This window comes from Chryseobacterium nepalense (genome assembly GCF_023195755.1).
Taxonomy (GTDB): domain Bacteria; phylum Bacteroidota; class Bacteroidia; order Flavobacteriales; family Weeksellaceae; genus Chryseobacterium; species Chryseobacterium nepalense.
On the sequence record NZ_CP096203.1, the window covers coordinates 2,728,241 to 2,747,401 of the forward strand.

Here is a 19,161-nt window from a genome sequence, read left to right on the forward strand (position 1 = left end):
TTTTACTCATAAAAATACCCTTTCAATTGCTGAAAGGGTGTTTTATTTATTATTTGAATTTCTCCGGAATAACACTGTAAAATCTGTGTTAATCAGTGAGAATCTGTGGGAGTTTAAAACTCAGCATTTGGTTTCCAATCCACCACCGCTCTGATAAACGCTTCTGCATTTTCAACAGGAATGTTTGGTAAAATTCCGTGGCCTAAATTGGCAATATATCGGTCTTTCCCGAAACGGTTGATCATTTCAGTCACCATTTTTTTGATTGTTTCAGGAGTTGAATGCAATCTTGCAGGATCAAAATTTCCCTGTAGCGTCATTGTGTGATTGGTTAACGTTCTTGCAAACTCAGGCTTAATCGTCCAGTCAACGCCTAATGCGGAAACAGGAGACTGTACCATATCTTCCAGTGCAAACCAGCATCCTTTTCCGAAAACCACAACATGCGTCAGCGGACTTAATGCTTCAACGATCTGGTTAATATATTTCCATGAAAATTCCTGATAATCTGCCGGAGAAAGCATCCCGCCCCAGGAATCGAAAACCTGAACGGCAGACACTCCTTTTTCAACTTTTCTTTTCAGGTAAGCAATAGTAGTGTCTGTAATTTTTTGAAGTAACAAATGGGCTGCTTCCGGTTGTGTAAAACAGAAAGATTTGGCAATATCAAAAGCTTTGCTTCCTTTTCCTTCCACACAGTAGCAAAGGATAGTCCAGGGAGAGCCTGCAAAACCGATCAACGGAATTTCATTATCTAATTTCTGTAAAGTCAGTTCAATAGCATCAAAAACATAGCCTAACGTATCATTCACATCAGGAACGGCAACATTCTGAACCTGTTCCATCGTTCTGATCGGCGTATCAAGCCACGGACCTACTGATTCCTTCATTTTAAAATCGATTCCCATCGCCTGCGGAACCACCAAAATATCCGAAAACAAAATGGCTGCATCCAGCGGAAATCTTCGGATCGGCTGTACGGTGATTTCGGAAGCCAGCTCGGGAGTCTGACATCTTGTGAAGAAATCATATTTGTCGCGAAGGGCAATAAATTCCGGCAAATATCTTCCTGCCTGCCTCATCATCCATACAGGAGGTCTTTCTACGGTTTCTCCGCGAAGCGCTTTTAAATATAGGTCGTTTTTAATCATAATCTATTAAATAAAATTGTCGGTAATGAACAATTGTATATCAGTTTTTGTTTAAAATTTCTTTTCGTATCAGCTTAAAAAGAGATAAGAGAGTATTACCTTCAGCCGTTAAAACTGCTACTGAACTGTGTTTTCTGATTTCACGGGATGTGGTTTCACCAATGGATATCAGCGTTATATTTTCCAGTGAATTCTGCTTTGCAAAACTACGAACTCCGCTCGGACTAAAAAATACGACAGCATGATATTTTTCAGTTATTACCGGATTAATTTCTTCGGTGTTATAAACGATAACTTTTTTGTATTTAATATTTTGCAGCGGAAGATCATTGTCTAAAACACTTATGGCCAGGTTTCCGCAGAAGTGGAGAAAACGTTCATGCTGGCATTTTGCGGTAATAAATTTTGAAAGGGTATCTGCATTTTTCAGTACTTTGAAAGTTCCGAACCCGTATTTCCTTACCGCTTTTTTCGTCTTTTCCCCTACACAGTAAATCTTGTTGTAGTTTTTTGCAGTAAAATCTTCATCGGGTCTAAAGCCATTTCTGAAAAATGAATCCACGCCGTTTACACTGGTAAAAATGATTGAATAATCTTTCAGGTCAAAAGGATGAATTTGTACAGGAGTTGTTTTTATCACCTCAATACAATCAACCGCAATATCATCTCCTAATTCTTTGGATATAATCGTTCGGTCTATATTTTTGGTAAATAAGATTTTCATTTTTTAGCTTTAAGCCTGAAGAATAATGGAATTTTAAATCTGATTTTTAATTTCTGCCATCAGTTCTTTTCCTCCGTTTTCCAAAACAACTTTAGCGAAATTTTTTCCGAAGTTTTCTTCGTTGTTATACACGAAATTTTCATCGGTTGAAATACAATTTTTACCATCTAAAGAACAAAGTGCCGCTTTAAAACGGATCTGATCTTCAAAAATTTCGGCAAAAGCTCCGATGGGAGCCGTACAGCCACCTTCCAGTGTATTAAGAAAATTTCTTTCCATTTCCACGCAGATTTGGGTGTTTGTATGATTGGTAAACCGTCTTACGATTTCGTTGATTTCTGTTTTGTCTGCATGACCCGCAACTGCAATTACCCCTTGTGAAGGAGCCGGGATTAAAAACGGAAGCATTTCATAATCGATGTCCATTTTCATTCTTTTAATTCCTGCCAAAGATAAAATGGTAGCATCAAAATCACCATCTTCCAGTTTCTGGAGTCTGGTCTGGATATTTCCACGGATGTCTGAAAATTCAGCATTAGGAAAATTTTTAAGCCAAAAAGCTCTTCTTCTCAAGCTGCTTGTTGCCAGTTTAAGCTCGTGAAGTTCCTTGTTTTTTGCAGATTCTTTACGGATCAGAACATCCTGAGGGAAATCCCTTTCCAGGTAAGATACGATCTCAAGATTTTGAGGAAGATTCGTGGGAACATCTTTTAAAGAATGTACAGCAATATCGATCTCATCGTTTAATAAGGCAACATCAAGGTCTCTTGTAAAAACGCCGGTAATTCCCAGGGAATAAAGAGGCTGAGTAAGATTTTTGTCGCCGGATGATACAATAGGAACGATTTCCGTTAAATAATTATTGTTCTGAAGGTGTCTCGCAACTTCTCTTGCCTGCCAAAGTGCCAATGCGGAATTCCTGGTTCCGATTCTAATGCTTTTCATTGAATTCGTTGTTTGGTTGTTCAACTAATATTTCGTGCATTAATTTACTAATTTCTTCGGCTTTTAACGGATTATCGATGATATATTTTGCAAAGCGGTTGGTAATTTTCTGGATCATTTTATCAGAAAGTTCCATATCCGTGATGTTTATGTATTTATTTTTTTTGTAAAAATTATGCATTTCATTGCGTTCCATGTTCTTGAGAACGGCTTTGAAATGATGAATATTGGGAGCGAGCTTTCTCTTTTTTTCCCATTCAAGAAAATCTTTCATCAGTTCCTTGATAATTTTTTCAGCTTTCGGAATCTCTTTTTCCCTCTGCTGAATCGTCTGTTGGATCTGCTTTGAAAGTTCATCAACATCAATCAGGGTTACATTTTTGTTTTCCGTAACGTCCTTATCCACATTATTCGGAATAGACAGATCGATGACCAGTGTTTCTTTTCCGTTTGGGAAATGAGATTTATTGACGATAGGATGTCTTGCGCCGGTTGCTACAATGAGAATGTCTGTTTGCTTCAGCTCCTGATCAAATTCAGTATAATCAATATGAGGAATGTGATATTTCTCTGAAATTTTTTCAGCAGTTTCCTGTGTTCTGTTGGCGATTTTTATTTTAGGCTGATATACGTGCTTTACGAGATTCTCCACCGTATTCTGGCCTATTTCTCCTACTCCCAGAAGAAGAATGTTTTTTTCGGTAAGTCTTTTCTGGTTGTTAAGAATATAATGAACTGCCGCATATGATACGGAAGCCGCACCATTGGAAATTCCGGTTTCGTTTTTAATCCTTTTTGAAATCTGAATGGCTGCATTGATAGCCCTCTCAAGATAAGGATTGGAATTCTGTCTTTCTTTTCTGAATCTGCTGTATGCTTTTTTAATCTGGCCGATAATTTCAAAATCACCGATGATCTGGCTTTCCAGTCCGGCCGCTACTCTGAAAAGATGGGCCAAAGCTTCTTCTTTGGTAAGAATGTTGGCAAACTGAAGAAAATCCATCAGATTAACCCCGATTGTTTTACAATATTCTTCAGCAACCAGCAGATAATTAGATGTGGTAGTATAAATTTCGGTTCTGTTACAGGTTGAGACAACAAAGGCGTCCCCTAAATTTTCATTATGAATCCGGGTGACAAAATTTTTAATATTTTCGTCAAAGAATGCAAATTTGCCTCTTGTTTCTACATCAGCTTTTTCATAGCTAATGGAAAGTACGGCAAAATTAGATGTCTGATGTATGTTGGAATACTGTAACATAAGCGTGGCAAATTTACGTTTTTTTTGATAAAACGCTTTCTTATAATGTATATGATAATTATCGTAAAAAACTATTTTGGGATGATTCTAAATAATAGCAAAACATAATATTGGTTTCTGAAATTAATGGGAAATAAGATTTTAGAATTAAAAAAATCAAAATAATACGAATCAAATCACATCTGTGTGCAATAAAAAAAATAGTTCAATTCCTGTGATGCCTTATTAGGCCTGTGTTATCTTAAATCTGGTTTAAATTAAAGTCTGTAAATACTTAAAGTAAAAGTTAATAAGTGATTATAAATTTTAATAAAATTTTAACCAAATTATCTGCATGTTAAATTTCTTTAGACGTCTTAAATTTATATCTTTGTAACTCTTTAAAAAATCAGAAGTAAAAGTATGAGTTTATTCGATATGTTTACGCAAGAGATTGCGATAGACCTGGGTACCGCCAACACCCTTATCATCCATAATAATAAAATTGTTATAGATCAGCCTTCGATTGTTGCTATTGAACGTTCAACAGGAAGACCGATTGCTGTCGGTGAACAGGCGAAACATATGCAGGGTAAGACTCATGAAGATATCAAAACAATCCGTCCGCTTAAAGACGGTGTAATTGCCGATTTCCATGCTTCTGAACACATGATTAAAGAATTTATCAAAAAAATTCCAGGAATTAAAGGTAAATTTATCCAGCCGGCTTTGAGAATCGTAATCTGTATTCCTTCAGGAATTACGGAAGTTGAAAAAAGAGCGGTAAGAGACTCTGCACAAAAAGTAAACGCAAAAGAAGTACGTCTGATTTATGAGCCAATGGCAGCTGCAATTGGAGTAGGAATTGATGTTCAGAAACCGGAAGGAAATATGATCATCGATATAGGCGGCGGTACTACGGAAATTGCAGTAGTTGCGCTGGGAGGTATTGTCTGCGACAAATCTGTGAAAATTGCTGGCGACGTATTTACCAATGACATTGCATACTATTTAAGAACTCATCACAACCTTTACATCGGGGAAAGAACTGCGGAAAGAATTAAAATTGAAGTGGGTTCTGCCGTTGAGGACCTTGATGTTGATATCGAAGATATTCCGGTACAGGGTAGAGACCTGATTACAGGAAAACCTAAAGAAATCATGGTTGGCTACAAAGAGATCGCAAGAGCTTTAGACAAATCCATCATCAGAATTGAAGATGCGGTAATGGAAACGCTTTCCCTTACTCCTCCGGAATTGGCTGCTGATATCTATAAAACAGGTATTTATCTTGCTGGTGGTGGCGCTTTATTGAGAGGTTTGGCGGACAGATTGCACAAAAAGACAGGTCTTCCTGTTTTCGTTGCAGAAGATCCGTTGAGAGCTGTAGTTCGCGGAACAGGAATCGCACTTAAGAATATGGATAAATTCAATTTCTTAATAAAATAATTCTAACTTTTTACGACATATATCTGAATGGGATTTTTGCTGAGATTATTTTCGAAGAATGCACTTTTTGTTTTCTTTATATTTCTGCAAATTATTGCTCTTATTCTGATATTCTCTAAAAATGCCATGCAGAAATCCTGGATCGCAGGACAGTCTGCTGCACTGAATTCCTGGGTTTCGGGATATATTGATGAAGGGGTTTCTTATCTGAAGCTTAAACAGATCAATGAAGACCTTGTTACGCAAAATAAAGCCTTAATGATGGAACTTTACGGAAAACAGGGCGCTAAAAATCCTCAGTTCAGGAAAGTTCATGATACGCTGGGAGGCGGACAGATCTATACATTTGTAGATGGTGAAATCGTTTTCAACAGTATCAACAGAAGAAATAATTATTTTACCATCAACAGGGGAAGAAGAGATGGCGTATTTCCGCAAATGGGAGTTATGGCTCCTAAAGGCATTGCAGGAATTGTGATCAACTCTACAGACAGCTATGCTTTAGTACAGTCGGTGTTGAGTGTAAATAAAATCAGAATCAATGCTGCTCTTAAAAATTCGGGGTATTTCGGAACGCTTACGTGGAACGGGGACAATTCCCGAGTGATGCATCTTGCTGATATTCCAAAATACGTAGCCCTGAAAATTGGTGATACTGTAGTAACCGATGGTAAATCAGCAATCTTTCCTAAAGGTGTAATGATTGGTACTGTAGCAGGATATTCCGTTGATAATAAAACAGGGTTTTGGGATATTTCGGTTGAGCTGAGTGAGAAAATGGGAGCACTGAGTAAAGTTTATGTCGTTAAAAACCTTAAAAAAGCGGAAGTACAAAAAATTCAGGATACGATGCAATCTGTAATAAAAAAGGAAGATGATTAGCAGAACTTTATTTACGGACATATTAATCATGATTTTCCTGGTTGCATTACAAATTTTTGTATTGAACAGGATTACCATTTTCGGGAAGTATACGCCGGTGCTTTATCCTGTATTTGTTATGTTTTATCCTTTTTTCAGAAATAAGTTCCAGTTTTTAGCATTGAGTTTTCTGATTGGACTGTCGGTTGACGCATTCCTCTATTCCTGGGGAATCAATGCTTTTGCGACAACCCTGATTGCCTATTTCAGGACATTGATTTTTAGAACTTCTACAGATACTTCTACAGATTTCTTCTCGTTTCAGTCCCTACAGTGGGCGCAGTTTTTGCTGTTTTTATTTACGAGCATCTTTTTGCATCAGCTTTTAGTACAATATATAGAGTTTTTTAAGCTGAGCAGATTTTTTGAAATATTATTTAATGTATTGGTAACGAGTATAATTTCATTTATATTTATAGTTATCTACGCATTAATATTTAAAATCAAACAAAAAGTTTGAACACACGTTATTTAAAAATCTTTTCCGTTCTTCTGATAATCGCTATGATTTTTATAGCGAGATTGGCTTATTTACAGCTTTTTACCGATAGGTATGCGCTTAATGCCGCCAATACTTCCATTAAAATAGAATATGTCATCCCACAGCGTGGAGTTATTTTTGACAGGAACGGGAAGATTATGGTGGGAAACCAGCCTGCCTATGAAATTTCTTTTACACAGGCTCTCATGAGACCTGATTTTGATACAATTGCCTTCTGTAATCTGATGAAAATTTCTAAAAACGATTTTATCAGAACCATTGATGCCATTAAGAAAGAAAAATATTATTCCAAACTGACGCCGATGACTTTCATGAAAAATCTCAGCAGGGAAGATATTGCGAGGGTTCAGGAGATTATATTTAAATATCCGGCATTTAGTATTGTGTCAAGGCCACAGCGCCAGTATGAGGTTTCAACTTCCGGAAATCTTTTGGGATATACGAGTGAAGTAAACGAAAGAGAGATCAAAAAAGATTCTGCCTATTATCTGCCCGGAGATTTCATCGGTAAAACGGGAATTGAAAAGGCTTATGAAAAAGAATTGCGGGGGATTAAGGGAATGAAGTACATTCAGAAAGATATTAAGCTTCGTAATGTAGGACCTTACAAAAACGGATCTCTTGATAAAGATGTGGTTACCGGGAAAGATATCACCCTTACTATTGATTATGACCTCCAAAGAATTGCAGAGGAAATGATGGTCAACAAGCATGGTGCAATTGTGGCTATTGATCCCAATAACGGCGAAGTTTTGGTGGCCGCAACAGGTCCTGATATTGATCCCAATCTATTTACAGGCCCAAATAAATCAAGGAATCTCTACGCTCTTTCAAAAGATACGATTTACGAAAATAAACCAACCTTTGACAGGTCACTTCAGGCTGCATATCCGCCGGGTTCTACCTTTAAATTGTTAACGGCTCTTGCGGCAATGCAGATGGGCGTAATGGATGAGAAGACAATTTTTCCCTGCGGTGGCGGGTTTTATTATAAAGGAAAAAGAATTAAAGGTCACGGCGGTGCAGATCCTCTAATCCCTTCTATTCAGGTTTCGAGTAACTGTTTCTTTACATATGCTTTTATTGCGATCATTAAAAAATATCCCGGAAATCCTTCCAGAGGTGTTGATGAGTGGAAAAAAATCATGAGCAGCTTTGGGGTAGGTGAATTTTTAAATAATGATTTTGCAGTAGGAGCCAGAGGTAGAATCCCTTCTGGTGATTTCTATGAAAATAGATTTAAAGCCATTATGAAAGCCAGTGGTTCTAAAAGAACAGACTTTAAAAACTGGGACGAGATGTCCACCGGTGCCATCTACAACGGAATGGGACAGGGGGATGTACTGGTAACGCCGCTTCAGCTTGCCAATTATGTTTCTGCTATTGCCAATAAAGGATGGTATTATACTCCTCATATCGTTAAAGCAATTGACGGAAAACCAAATCCTGATCCAAGATTCAAAAAGAAACATCAGACCTTAGTTGATAAAAAGCATTTTGATCCTGTATTAAGAGGTATGGAAGCTGTTGTTTTGAATGGCACGGCACGAGGCTTAAAATCAAGTGATTTTACCCAGCTTGCGAAAACAGGCACTGCGCAGGTGCCTCAGGGAAAGGACAATTCGATTTTTGTATTGATCGCTCCTGCAGATAAACCGAAGATTGTAGTAGCAGCCGTTATGGAACATGCAGGATTCGGAGCAACCTGGGCTGGTCCGGCAGCGACAATTATTGCTGAAAAATATATTACAGGAGACATCAAACGTGAACACCTCTATAAGAAAATGGTGACCTCCAGTTTTATGCCTGAATACAAAAGACAATGGATTGCCGATCTCAAGCGTAAAGGCCTTTACAAGCCAAGTGAGGATTCTATAAAGCAAAAAAGAATTCTGGACAGCTTAAAATTGATAAAGGAACAGAAGGCTAAAATGCAGAAAAAGGCAGAAGAGGAAAAAAAGAATGTAAATAAAACAAAACCGGCTAAGCAATGAAATGGGCAGAAGGAATAGATAAATTAGGTCTCGGTCTGTATTTTCTGCTTTGTGCTTTTGCCATTGCAAATATTTACAGTGTAGATCAGAAATTAGGAGAAAAACAATTGATTTTCTTTGGTATTTCACTTTTTGTAGGGCTGGTAATTTTCGTGGGAAGAAGTAAGTTCTTTGAAAATATGTCAGGGATTATTTATATTGGTGGCGTCTTGTTACTGATTGGGTTATTTCCTTTCGGTAAAGAGATTCTCGGACAGAAAAACTGGTACAAGTTCGGTAGTTTTACGATGCAGCCTGTGGAGTTTGCCAAAATCGGGACCGCATTAATGCTTGCCAATTATGTTTCCGGTCCTGAATTTAATTTAAAGAATAAAAAATCATTTTGGACTACATTAGCTATTATCGGGATTCCTGCAGTGGTGGTTCTGGCTATTCCTGATGTGGGTTCCATGTTGGTTTTTATCGCATTTTTCATTGCATTATACAGGGAAGGACTTAGCGGATTATTATTTGGAGTAGGATTTCTTTTTGCTGCAGTTTTCCTCATTTCCCTGGCTGTTAATCCTATTTGGGTTGCCCTTGCCATTGTTTTGATCGTAGGAGGGTGGATTGCCATGAATTACTACAAAATGTCATGGAACATTATTTCCATTTCGGGAATTGTAGGATCGGTTGTTTTACTTTGCGGACTGGCCTTCGGTTCGCCATATATTTTAGAAAAACTTCCAAAGCACCAGAGAGAAAGAATTGAAGTACTCTATAAAGGTGAAAAAGCGTTCAGAGATACATCGGGATACAATTTGCTGTATTCAAAAACAGCGATCGGATCTGGCGGACTGTGGGGGAAAGGATATCGTGAAGGTTCTGTTACCCAGGGTAAATTCGTTCCCGAACAGGAAACCGATTATATTTTCTGCACCGTTGGCGAAGAATGGGGCTTTGCAGGAAGTGCATTGTTGATCCTTTGCTACATGGTTTACATTGGAAGAATCTATTATCTGGCAGAACAACAGAAATCGGGGTTTAACCGTGTTTTTGGATACTGCTTTGCTTCGATCCTTTTAATGCACTTTACTATTAATTTAGGCATGGTTATGGGCTTGTTTCCGACGGTTGGGATTCCTTTGCCTTATTTCAGTTATGGAGGAAGTTCTCTGCTTGCCTTTTCGATGATGACCTTTATTTTCTTTAAATTAAATTATTCGGATAAGAATAGCTTGGTATAAGCGGTAAGTCTCGAATAGTATCAAAATCTCTGCATCTCAGCAAGAGGTAATTTTTTAATTCAATCATAATCTATGGAAGAAGTGTACATTTTAGATCAAACTTTCGAAAATGCAGATTTTTCACAAATTCAAAGAGGAGAATATGAACACTGTATCTTTCGGAATTGTAATCTTGAATATGCTGATCTTTCTGGTTTCAGTTTTAATAACTGTGAATTTACAGGCTGTAATCTAAGCATGGCAAAACTCTGTAGAACCGCCTTCCGGGAAGTTATCTTTAAAGAATGTAAGATGTTCGGCCTTCATTTTAACGAATGCAATGAATTTGGAATGTCGTTTAGGTTTGACGGATGTTATTTAAATAATTCTGTTTTCTACAAACAAGCATTAAAAAGACATTATTTAAAGATTCAAAATTGATTGAAGTCGATTTCTCTGATGCTGATCTCTCACTTGCAATATTTAATAACTGTGATCTGTCCGGCGCTGTATTTGACAATACAAATCTCGAAAAAGCTGATTTCAGAACATCGGTTAATTATTCCATTGATCCTTCCCAAAATAAGCTTAAAAAGGCAAGATTTTCACTTTCTCAAGTTCATGGACTATTGCTTCAATTCAATATAGAAATTGATAAAAACGCATAGTTGTTTATATAAGTTTTTATTACATTTAATTTAAAGAAAAGCAATTTTCTTCCTTTAGGGGTGGATTTGCAAAGCAAAAAAGTTCAGCAATAAAAAAACCATCAAAAATTTTGATGGTTTCATTATTTAAATCAATTATTTAAAATTAAAAATTTGTTCCGTTTGATGCGGGAGTTGTTGCTGCAAGATTGTTGATTGCTTCTCCGTTCTCATTGATTATTCTTTTTCCGAATCTGTACTTCGGACCCCAGTAAGAGTCGTTCAGTGAAGAAACCATTACTCCTTTTGAGGTGGCAGCGTGAATGAACTTCACTTCACCATCTTCCGATACACTTTCTACAATACCTACGTGAGAAATTCTTCTTCCGTGAGAAAAGAAAATCAGGTCTCCTTTCTGAAGATTTTCTTTTTCTACTTTTTCTCCCTCCTGAGACTGGGAAGCTGCTACTCTTGGTAAGCTAAGCCCTGCTGCTGCCCCGAAAACGGAAAGAACAAAAGCTGAGCAGTCTATCCCGTTTCTGGTCATCCCTCCGTATCGGTAAGGAGTTCCCAGGTAAGTCTGTGCTTCTGTTAAAATATTGTCGATGGTTTTATTGTGCATGATTGCTTTTGCAATCTCAGAATTTTTAATGGAATTTTTAGCATTTGCTAAAGAAGCTGCCTTTTCTGCAAGAAATGAATTAATCAGTTGTTGCTTGTCCTGCTCCATTTTGTGAGTGTCAATAGAAGCTAGTTTGGCATCTGTTTTGTATTCTTTAGCGTAAGTTGCTGGTTTTGATACTACATAATTTGTAACACATGATTGTAACGATACTGTAGAAACTAAAGCAACTAAATAAAACAAAACTCTTTTCTTCATATATATTTGATTACCGTGTTAAAGGAATAAGTATTTTTCAAAAGCAATACAAAAATATGTATTCCCTACAAAAGAGCTTTGGTATGAATATTATCATGTTCTTTTTTTAACACATTTTAACATATTATTTAAGTATGTTAAAGAAAAATAAACCGCAACGGCCTATTTTGGGTATGTTAGCGGTTTTTTTTATTAAGATTCTTTAACAAAATAAAAACATATATGCTTCAGAATCTGTGGTATCTGATGAATAACTCTAATTTTAAGAATTGGATCAATAGTATTTTTTAGAAGTATTTTTAAATAATATCCTGCTGAAATCCAGATTGTTGTTAATATTGAATTGGAATGCATTCCTAAAGTGTGATAAAAAAAACTCTCCGGGAAATACCGGAGAGTTTAACTAATATGGAACTTTACAGATGTTACTTTGTAAATAACATTTCTCTATATTTTGTCATTGGCCAAAGCTCATCATCCACCATCATTTCAAGAGCATCTGATGCTTCTCTGATATCGTCGAATAGCGGCTTCACTTTATTGCAGTAATCTTCCGCCTGCTTTTGGCTTTCAGTAACTGCTTTAGCTTCTTCTCTTGCCTTGATAAGATCTTCAACACCTAATTTTATTTTAGATACATTCTCAGAAATACTTGTGATTAAGCTCATCTGTTCTTTGGCCAGAGATTTGAACTCATTATCTCCAAAGATTTCTTTAAGGCCTTTTACGTTTTCAATCAGTCTGTTCTGATAATTTAAAGCAGAAGGAATAATATGGTTTCTTGCGATGTCACTTAATACTCTTGCTTCAATATCAATAACCGTTGAATATTTTTCTAATTTGATTTCGTTTCTTGCTTCAACTTCTCTGTGAGTAAAAATTCCCAACTCTTCATAAAGCGATAAAAACTTCTCATCCATTTCCTGTTTAAGAGCTTCAGGAGTGGTTTTTAAATTATTTAATCCTCTCTTTTCAGCTTCTTTTGCCCAGTCGTCAGAATATCCGTCACCTTCAAACATGATGTTTTTACACTGCTTGATGTACTCTCTTAATACGTTGAAGATAGCTTCGTCTTTCTTAAGACCTTTTTCAATTAATGCATCCACTTCTTTTTTGAAATCACGAAGCTGTTTTGCTGCGATGGTATTCATTACCGTCATAGATTCTGCGCAGTTTGCAGAAGATCCAACCGCTCTGATTTCGAATTTATTTCCTGTAAATGCAAAAGGAGAAGTTCTGTTTCTGTCGGTGTTATCCAACAAAATTTCAGGAATTTTTCCAACAACATTCAGTTTTAAATCTGTTTTTTCGTCCGGGGAAAGTTTTCCTTCCTTTACTTTTTCAAGCTCTTCCAGTACTCTGAAAAGCTGGCTTCCGATAAATACGGAGATAATTGCCGGTGGAGCTTCGTTGGCACCTAATCTGTGATCGTTGCTTGCTGAAGCTATACTTGCTCTTAAAAGGTCTGCATATTCATGAACCGCTTTGATGGTATTCACGAAGAATGTTAAGAACTGTAAGTTTTTCTTAGGGTTTTTTCCAGGGCTTAATAAGTTTTCACCGGTATCGGTTGCTAAAGACCAGTTATTGTGCTTTCCGCTTCCGTTTACGCCTGCGAATGGCTTTTCGTGGAATAAAATATGGAAATGGTGTCTGTGGGCAACTCTTGCCATTACATCCATCAATAAAGAATTGTGGTCAACGGCAACGTTTACCTCTTCGAACATTGGTGCAAGCTCGAACTGGTTTGGTGCTACTTCATTATGTCTCGTTGTTACAGGGATTCCCAGTTTCATGCACTCCACTTCTAATTCCATCATGAAGTTCATTACTCTCGTAGGAATAGAACCGAAATAATGATCGTCCAATTGCTGTCCTTTTGCGGGAGAATGTCCTAATAAAGTTTTCCCGGTTAATACAAGATCCGGACGGGATTGGTATAATGCTGAATCTACAAGGAAATATTCCTGTTCCCAACCTAAAGTAGGCGTTACTTTGGTAACGTTTTTGTCAAAATACTGCATTACATTGGTTGCAGCTTCATCCACAGAGTTAAGTGCTCTTAAAAGAGGCGCTTTATAATCTAAGGTCTCTCCGGTATAAGAGATGAAAATGGAAGGAATACATAAAGTTGTTCCCATGATGAATGCCGGAGATGTAGGATCCCATGCTGTGTATCCTCTCGCTTCAAAAGTGTTTCTGATACCACCGTTCGGGAAAGAAGATGCATCCGGCTCCTGCTGGATCAATAAATTTCCGCTGAATCTTTCGATGGCTCTTCCGCCTTCAATCGGGGTGAAGAAAGAATCGTGTTTTTCAGCAGTGCTTCCTGTTAATGGCTGGAACCAGTGCGTGTAATGGGTTACGCCTTTGCTCATGGCCCAGTCTTTCATTGCTACAGCTACCTGGTCTGCAATGTGTCTCTGGATTTTAGTTCCTTTTTTTACTGCATCCATAATAGAATTGAATGCTTCTTTTGTTAAATATTCTCTCATTGTCTCTTCTGAGAAAACATTTTGGCAAAACAATTCGGATAGTTTTACAGGAACTTCTACAGAATTATCTCTTCTAAAGTCCTTAAATGGTAAAGTTTCTAACGCTTTGAATCTTAAAGTTGACATATTAGGTTTGATTTTTACGATGCAAATTTACGAAAAAAATAAATAAAAAATATTTTGACCCTAAAAAATTAAGGGGTAATTGTAAAATTAATGAAAATTTAAATGGGGATGTAAGCTTTAAGAGGGGTTTTGTTAAAGTAGAGTTATAAATAAAAGACCTAGTCTGTTTGTGAACTGCTGGCAACAACTCTATTATTAGATAAGTACAATTTATAAATTTATCCCATAAGCATTACTAAAAGTTTTCATTTATTTTATTAATTATGATTAAAGCGGAGGCTGAGGGACTCGAAGCCTCCGGTTTTTCTTAGCCCCGATTGCCGCGACATCCTTTTTTGTCTGCTTAGGTCTTAAAAATCGGAGGACAAAAAAGATACAGCAGAAAGCGGGAAAAAGCTCCTGATTAACTTCTGAGATTTTAGAATGATAAGGTTTGAGTGTTTCGAATACTTTCGGGTTAAAATGCAAATAGATAGCATTCTTTTATATTATGTTAAGCCATTTATTAAAAGACACTTAAAATAATTTAGACGGAGATTTTGTATATTTGTGTGAAATTTATTTTATGACAAATTCTAGAGCTAGAGAAACAACGGAAGCAATTGAAAGATTGTATATTTCTATGAGACACCTCTTTTACAGAGGTTTTTTTAAACCTGCCGGTGTTTCGGGGGAGACGATCAGAAGTTTGTTAAAGACCATCAATCCGGAAATCTACGGAAGTATGAACGTGCCGAGTAAACTCGAACTGAACGGTTTGATGTATGTGCTGGACAGGCTTCCGGAAGGAATTGAAGAATGTGCTTTTATTCATCTTACTTCGGATGAAGGGTTTGATAAAGGAAGTTTCGAACCGATTGTTCCCAAAAAGAGAAGAAGAAACTGCTACAGGATCGATGAACATCAGATGAATATCGAAGTGCTTTTGGGCCGTTCCGAGATCTATGATATTCTTACGCATTTAACTTTCTTATTTATAGAAGCGGATAAGGTAAGAAACCTGGCTTTCATTCAGGATGAAAACTGGAAGCCGACACGTGCTTTCAAAATCATTGAAGAAGTAGTAAAAGGAGAAAAGAAATTCAGCAGAAAAGAAAAAGAAGTTGCGCTCATTCACCTGTCTTCTCTTATAGGACGGACTTTTGATGAAACTTTAAATGCTTATAATACTTTCGGTGAAGATAATAATCCGGACCGTCTTTTCAAAATCATCTATAATCTCGCTAAAGTGAGTCTTGAGGATGCAAAACAAACCAGAGAGCGTGAAATCCATTTCAGTGCCATATTGAAAGAAAGAGTAGGGCATCATTATTTCGGTGAAAAGTGGGCTCAAAAAGTAAAAGAGGTTTTGTATGAAAACGATCTTCACATGCGTCCGCTCCATATTATTTCAGCCAATATGCATTCGGTGAAAAATATGCTGTATGCCAATGAAGCCCTCAAAAAGAAAGATCATAAGGTCGACTACAAACTTTACGGAGAAATTTCTGATAAAAAAGAGCTTCGCGACAAAGTTTCGAAATATGCGCTTGAACAAGGGATGATCTATATTAATGATAAGAGCGGAAGTAATATTGATGTTCAGATCATCGACCTCAGCAAAGCCGAACTTAAAAATACGCCGTTTCAGGATATTAAATTCGGAGGCGATGATGTGATCATGGTTTTTGATTATGCTTTCGGAGAGCAGGCTTTTGAAGTAATGGATGAGTTACTTAGACCTTTTGAGCATAAAGGCGAAGTCTATATGATGAAAGTAAAGTCCGTTTCCATTATGGGGAAAGCAGGAATTCTCGCCGGAGGTAAAGGAGATATCATGATCCCGACCTCACATATTTTTGAAGGAACAGCAGATAATTATCCATTTGAAAATGCCTTAAAAGCGGAAGATTTTAAAGATGATGAATTGCAGGCTTTTGAAGGACCAATGATTACCGTATTGGGAACTTCACTCCAAAACAGGGATATCCTTTCTTATTTTATGAATACCTCGTGGAAAGCCATCGGACTTGAAATGGAAGGAGCACATTACCAGAAAGCTATTCAGGTGGCGTCTAAGATCAGGCATCATATTACACCGGATCTTTTTGTGATGTATGCTTATTACGCTTCGGATAATCCGTTGGAAACAGGGAGTACGCTTTCTTCAGGCGGTTTAGGACTAACAGGAGTGAAGCCTACTTATCTTATTACATTAAGAATATTAGAAAAGATTTTACAAAGCGGAAAAAAAGAAGTTTCTGTGAAAAAATAATTTTTATTATAGAATCTAAATCCCTCAAGGTTTCTAAAAACCTTGGGGGATTTTTTATTTACCACGAATTACAAAATTTTGTGCTTAAAATTGTGTTTTTTATTTGAGAAATTTGTGTTTAGAAAACTTATCTTTAAAAAAATTAAAACAAATGAGCTCAACATCACAAATAGCCAAAAGATTCCGTGAAGTGTTGCTGGATGGTTTATGGATTGCCAATACCAATTTTAAAGACCAGTTATCCAATGTAAATATGGAACAGGCTACCGCTAAAATAGGTTCTCTGAATACCATTGCCATGCTTACTTTTCATATTGATTATTATATTGCCGGACTTATCCATGTTTTTGAAGGCGGAAATCTGGAAATCAGGGATCAGTACAGTTTTGATCTTCCTCCGGTAAAATCTGAAGAACAATGGGAAAGTCTGAAGAGCAAATTATGGAAAGATGCCGAAAAATTTGCAGTCTTGCTGGAGCAGATGCCCGATTCTAAAATGAATGAAGGATTCGTTGATGAAAAATACGGTACGTATCTCAGGAATATTGATGGAATGATTGAACATTGCTATTATCATTTAGGTCAGATTACTTTAATTAAAAAACTGCTTCAACAAAAAGAATCTGCATAATATGTAAATCAGCGGACAAAATTTAACAACTTAAATAATTTTAATCTAAACTTTATGAATAGAATAAAACCTCAACAATAATTACAATTTTTGAGGTTTTTATTTAAATACATATCTTTAGAAAATAAAAAATTTAAATGAAAAGATCTTTTGCAATCCTGTTTGCGTTTGTCATTTCTCAGTTTCAGGCTCAGCAGGGGCCTTATTATCAGCAGAATGCGAAGTACAAAATGGATATTGATGTTAATGCTGAAAAATTCACTTATGAAGGCAAACAGACACTGGATTATAAAAATAATTCTCCGGACGAACTTAATGTAGTGTATTTTCATCTGTATTGGAATGCCTTTAAGCCTAATTCGATGATGGATCAGAGAGTTGCCGGACAAGGAAAAAACGGCGATTCAAGATTGCAGAAAGACGGAATTTCCAGACTTGCTTCCATTCCGAAAGATCAGGAAGGTTCTCAGAATATTCACTGGATTAAACAAAACGGCAAAACGCTGAAATATGAAATTCAGGAAACGGTAATGAAAGTATATCTGGCCGAGTCTATTAAGCCAAATTCTTCAACAACCTTTACATTAGAATGGGATGCCGTGATTCCGCAGCAGATCCGAAGAAGTGGAAGAAACAACAGGGAAGGGGTGGATATGACCATGACCCAGTGGTACCCGAAAATTGCAGAATATGATTATGACGGCTGGGCAACCTTTGATTATATCGGAAGAGAATTTCATGCACCATTCGCGGATTTTGATGTTACCATTAAAATCAATAAAGATTATGTAATCGGAGCAGGAGGAATTCTGGAAAATCCAGAAGATGTAAAAGGGTATGATCCGAATGCAAAAATTAAAGCAGATAAAAATAAAGCAACATGGAAGTGGACTGCTAAAAACATTCTGGATTTCGCCTGGGCTGCAGATAAAGACTACATTGTAAAAAGCTTTGACGTTCCGCAAGGTCCAAAAGTCTTCCTGGTGTATCAGAATAACGATAAAACAAAGGTCTGGGAAGAGGCGCAGCCTTATCTTACAAAATACTACCAGCTGATGAATGCGCGTTTCGGGAAATATGTCTACCCAACATATGCCTTCATTCAGGGTGGTGATGGCGGAATGGAGTACGGCATGTGTACCATGATTTTAGGTGAAGCTCAGGATATTGAAGGCTTGATGGGATTAATGGCCCATGAAGGGGCTCATTCCTGGTACCAGCAGATGTTGGCTACCAACGAACCGATGCGTCCGTGGATGGATGAAGGTTTCACGAGCTATGCAGAAGGATATGTGATGAATCAGTTATTTCCACCGGCACAGGAACTTCCAAACCCTTTCGTGAATTCAATCAACGGCTACAGGAATTTTATTAAAAAAGGAATTGAAGAGCCTGCAGTATGGCTGGGAGATCATCATGACAACGGTACTTCCTATACTTATGCTTCTTACGTAAAAGGGGAGCTGTATCTTGTGCAGCTGGGGTATATTATGGGTGAACAGAATTTAACGGAAACCCTGAAGCAGTATTACGATCAATGGGTGCTGAAACATCCTTCCGACAGAGATTTTCTGCATATTGCCCAAAAAGTTTCAGGAATGGATCTGAAGTGGTTTCATCATTACTGGATCAATACAACCAAAACAATAGATTACGGAATCAAAGATGTGAAATACGAAGCAAAATCTACAACCATTACCCTGGTAAATAACGGTCAGGTTCCAATGCCGGTTGATTTTAGCATAATAACGTCTGATAAAAAAGTGATCACCTATCAGATTCCGATGAACATGACCCACACTTGGAAAGAAAAAGATGCTTACGGAGAATTCAAGACAATGCCTTATTGGCCTTGGACCCAAAAGGAATACGTTATTACCGTTCCTTACACAAAATCGCAGTTGTCTGTTTTAGGAATAGATTTCAGTGAAAGAATGGCCGATGTGAATATGAAAGATAATTTTGTTGAAGTGAAATAACGTTTTAACATAGATAAA

The 19,161-nt window shown here is 37.1% G+C and carries 16 protein-coding genes; 10 read left to right on the plus strand and 6 right to left on the minus strand.

The genetic code is table 11. From position 1 onward, the window contains the following. Positions 1-113: 113 nt before the first annotated feature. The 4 genes from hemE to hemA are packed head-to-tail and all read right to left on the minus strand — an operon-like array spanning position 114 to position 4,081. A complete protein-coding gene (hemE, locus tag M0D58_RS12085; protein WP_248389558.1) occupies positions 114-1,151 on the minus strand; it encodes a uroporphyrinogen decarboxylase in 1,038 nt (345 codons plus the stop codon). Between the two features lie 40 nt (positions 1,152-1,191). Further along, positions 1,192-1,875 (minus strand): uroporphyrinogen-III synthase, encoded by a 684-nt coding sequence (locus M0D58_RS12090; RefSeq protein WP_248389560.1) that lies wholly within the window; start codon positions 1,873-1,875, stop codon positions 1,192-1,194. 33 nt (positions 1,876-1,908) lie between these two features. Beyond that, the gene (hemC, locus tag M0D58_RS12095; RefSeq protein ID WP_248389562.1) at positions 1,909-2,820 is read right to left on the minus strand and encodes a hydroxymethylbilane synthase; all 912 of its coding nucleotides are present in this window, start codon (positions 2,818-2,820) and stop codon (positions 1,909-1,911) included. Next, positions 2,807-4,081, minus strand: coding sequence for a glutamyl-tRNA reductase (gene hemA / locus M0D58_RS12100; protein ID WP_248389564.1), 1,275 nt, complete (start codon positions 4,079-4,081; stop codon positions 2,807-2,809). The genes hemC and hemA overlap by 14 nt, the downstream gene beginning before the upstream one ends. 402 nt (positions 4,082-4,483) lie before the next feature. On the opposite strand from hemA, the gene M0D58_RS12105 reads away from it, so the two are divergent. The 7 genes from M0D58_RS12105 to M0D58_RS12135 all read left to right on the plus strand — a co-directional run bounded on the left by M0D58_RS12105 (position 4,484) and on the right by M0D58_RS12135 (position 10,799). After that, positions 4,484-5,509, plus strand: a complete 1,026-nt coding sequence (locus M0D58_RS12105) for a rod shape-determining protein (protein WP_027381028.1) — start codon at positions 4,484-4,486, stop codon at positions 5,507-5,509. 27 nt (positions 5,510-5,536) lie between these two features. Further along, positions 5,537-6,391 carry a rod shape-determining protein MreC gene (mreC, locus tag M0D58_RS12110; RefSeq protein ID WP_248389566.1) on the plus strand — a complete coding sequence of 285 codons (855 nt, stop codon included), beginning with the start codon at positions 5,537-5,539 and terminating at the stop codon, positions 6,389-6,391. Further along, on the plus strand, positions 6,384-6,890 hold the full coding sequence (locus M0D58_RS12115) for a rod shape-determining protein MreD (RefSeq protein WP_090000063.1): 507 nt from the start codon (positions 6,384-6,386) through the stop codon (positions 6,888-6,890). The genes mreC and M0D58_RS12115 overlap by 8 nt, the downstream gene beginning before the upstream one ends. 44 nt (positions 6,891-6,934) lie before the next feature. Continuing rightward, positions 6,935-8,926, plus strand: a complete 1,992-nt coding sequence (locus M0D58_RS12120; protein ID WP_248389568.1) for a penicillin-binding transpeptidase domain-containing protein — start codon at positions 6,935-6,937, stop codon at positions 8,924-8,926. Further along, entirely contained in the window at positions 8,923-10,152 is a 1,230-nt protein-coding gene (gene rodA, locus M0D58_RS12125; RefSeq protein ID WP_248389570.1) for a rod shape-determining protein RodA, read from the plus strand. Before M0D58_RS12120 ends, rodA begins: the two co-directional genes overlap by 4 nt. Before the next feature lie 72 nt (positions 10,153-10,224). Beyond that, on the plus strand, positions 10,225-10,572 hold the full coding sequence (locus M0D58_RS12130) for a pentapeptide repeat-containing protein (RefSeq protein WP_248389572.1): 348 nt from the start codon (positions 10,225-10,227) through the stop codon (positions 10,570-10,572). Beyond that, complete coding sequence (locus M0D58_RS12135; protein ID WP_248389574.1) at positions 10,569-10,799, plus strand: pentapeptide repeat-containing protein; 231 nt, start codon at positions 10,569-10,571, stop codon at positions 10,797-10,799. The genes M0D58_RS12130 and M0D58_RS12135 overlap by 4 nt, the downstream gene beginning before the upstream one ends. A gap of 145 nt (positions 10,800-10,944) precedes the next feature. Here the strand turns inward: M0D58_RS12135 and M0D58_RS12140 are convergent, their stop codons facing one another. Next, a complete protein-coding gene (locus M0D58_RS12140; RefSeq protein WP_248389576.1) occupies positions 10,945-11,658 on the minus strand; it encodes a C40 family peptidase in 714 nt (237 codons plus the stop codon). 425 nt (positions 11,659-12,083) lie between these two features. Further along, positions 12,084-14,279, minus strand: a complete 2,196-nt coding sequence (locus tag M0D58_RS12145; RefSeq protein ID WP_248389586.1) for a glutamine synthetase III family protein — start codon at positions 14,277-14,279, stop codon at positions 12,084-12,086. A gap of 565 nt (positions 14,280-14,844) precedes the next feature. Here M0D58_RS12145 and M0D58_RS12150 point away from each other — a divergent pair. The 3 genes from M0D58_RS12150 to M0D58_RS12160 all read left to right on the plus strand — a co-directional run bounded on the left by M0D58_RS12150 (position 14,845) and on the right by M0D58_RS12160 (position 19,143). After that, positions 14,845-16,533: a DUF6909 family protein gene (locus M0D58_RS12150; RefSeq protein WP_248389588.1), complete on the plus strand. Its 1,689-nt coding sequence runs from the start codon at positions 14,845-14,847 to the stop codon at positions 16,531-16,533. Positions 16,534-16,684: 151 nt separating this feature from the next. Further along, positions 16,685-17,164 carry a DUF1572 domain-containing protein gene (locus tag M0D58_RS12155; protein WP_248389590.1) on the plus strand — a complete coding sequence of 160 codons (480 nt, stop codon included), beginning with the start codon at positions 16,685-16,687 and terminating at the stop codon, positions 17,162-17,164. Positions 17,165-17,301: 137 nt separating this feature from the next. Then, positions 17,302-19,143, plus strand: coding sequence for a M1 family metallopeptidase (locus M0D58_RS12160; RefSeq protein WP_248389592.1), 1,842 nt, complete (start codon positions 17,302-17,304; stop codon positions 19,141-19,143). Positions 19,144-19,161 lie beyond the last annotated feature (18 nt).

Bases quoted from the DNA above. Each gene is read 5' to 3' on its own strand.
- M0D58_RS12120 (WP_248389568.1), top strand. From the start codon at position 6,935: ATGATTTTTATAGCGAGATTGGCTTATTTACAGCTTTTTACCGATAGG.
- M0D58_RS12160 (WP_248389592.1), top strand. From the start codon at position 17,302: ATGAAAAGATCTTTTGCAATCCTGTTTGCGTTTGTCATTTCTCAGTTT.
- hemA (WP_248389564.1), bottom strand. From the start codon at position 4,081: ATGTTACAGTATTCCAACATACATCAGACATCTAATTTTGCCGTACTT.
- M0D58_RS12155 (WP_248389590.1), top strand. From the start codon at position 16,685: ATGAGCTCAACATCACAAATAGCCAAAAGATTCCGTGAAGTGTTGCTG.
- rodA (WP_248389570.1), top strand. From the start codon at position 8,923: ATGAAATGGGCAGAAGGAATAGATAAATTAGGTCTCGGTCTGTATTTT.
- mreC (WP_248389566.1), top strand. From the start codon at position 5,537: ATGGGATTTTTGCTGAGATTATTTTCGAAGAATGCACTTTTTGTTTTC.
- M0D58_RS12145 (WP_248389586.1), bottom strand. From the start codon at position 14,279: ATGTCAACTTTAAGATTCAAAGCGTTAGAAACTTTACCATTTAAGGAC.
- M0D58_RS12090 (WP_248389560.1), bottom strand. From the start codon at position 1,875: ATGAAAATCTTATTTACCAAAAATATAGACCGAACGATTATATCCAAA.
- M0D58_RS12130 (WP_248389572.1), top strand. From the start codon at position 10,225: ATGGAAGAAGTGTACATTTTAGATCAAACTTTCGAAAATGCAGATTTT.
- hemE (WP_248389558.1), bottom strand. From the start codon at position 1,151: ATGATTAAAAACGACCTATATTTAAAAGCGCTTCGCGGAGAAACCGTA.
- hemC (WP_248389562.1), bottom strand. From the start codon at position 2,820: ATGAAAAGCATTAGAATCGGAACCAGGAATTCCGCATTGGCACTTTGG.
- M0D58_RS12105 (WP_027381028.1), top strand. From the start codon at position 4,484: ATGAGTTTATTCGATATGTTTACGCAAGAGATTGCGATAGACCTGGGT.
- M0D58_RS12140 (WP_248389576.1), bottom strand. From the start codon at position 11,658: ATGAAGAAAAGAGTTTTGTTTTATTTAGTTGCTTTAGTTTCTACAGTA.
- M0D58_RS12150 (WP_248389588.1), top strand. From the start codon at position 14,845: ATGACAAATTCTAGAGCTAGAGAAACAACGGAAGCAATTGAAAGATTG.
- M0D58_RS12115 (WP_090000063.1), top strand. From the start codon at position 6,384: ATGATTAGCAGAACTTTATTTACGGACATATTAATCATGATTTTCCTG.